The sequence below is a fragment of the Arthrobacter sp. TJ-265 genome (assembly GCF_058269135.1).
Genome location: NZ_JBZCND010000016.1, coordinates 1 through 840, shown reverse-complemented (window position 1 = coordinate 840; position 840 = coordinate 1). Strand labels below are relative to the sequence as shown.

Annotated in this window: 1 protein-coding gene; it reads left to right on the top strand. The window is 65.4% G+C overall.

Annotated features, from left to right (window positions below; translation table 11 throughout):
- Positions 1-194: 194 nt before the first annotated feature.
- Positions 195-840, top strand: a 646-nt coding sequence (locus AC4D2E_RS17635) for a hypothetical protein (RefSeq protein WP_490953470.1), incomplete at its 3' end; no start/stop codon positions are given.

Sequence of the window (840 nt, the reverse complement as noted above, 5' to 3'; positions counted from 1 at the left end):
GCCTCCTGAAGTGGAGCCAGGTATATCCGTCACACCGGGGCCACATTGGTTTGACACAATCACACTGCGCGGGTGGTGGGATGTCAGAATCCGCGCAGTATGACGACCGTTCTCGGGAAATGCTCGGCCCCAGGTGCTTTCCTTATCTGGTCGGTGGGGTACTTGCTGCCAGTGGCTGTGCTAGAACCAGTGGTGTGACTAACTCGACGGCAGCCCGGCAGGCCCGCGATGACGAGTTCGAGGACGGTGTGCGGCTCGGATCGCTGGAGTTCCAGCAGGCACTCGATACGCCATCTCTTCGGACAGGGATGTCGGTCGCCGCCATTGCCCGGTTCGTCAGGGGGACTGCGCTGGTGGCGCCGCTCGGAGGCTTCCTGGCACCCTTCGGCGGTTCGGGAGCCGACGTGTTCTCGGGCACCGGTTCGATGGACCCAGGACTCGCGGGCTCGGTCGCGGTGACCTGTTTCTGGGCCGCGGTGATCGGTCAGGCATGGGCTTTCACCGACTGGTGGCGGTTGGGCCGCCCCCGGGACGGCTACGGAACCGCCGCCGCGTTGCTGGCGGTCGTCGCAGCCACCGGGACACTGTGGTGGCATGGATCAGGATCCGGACCGGCCTATTCCCCGGTCCCTGTACTTCCGGTCATCGCTACCGGCGTGCTGGGCGGTATCGCGCTGATCGCCCGCCTGATCGGATCGAGGGACTTCACAACGCGGGAGGCTAGGTTCAGGGAACTGGGCAAACGGATGCGCTTACTGCCCCCCGGGGAGCAGCAGATACTTATCGCCGAGCGGCGCGAGGTCCTTGACGCCCTCCAGGGGCGTGAACTCATCGATCCTG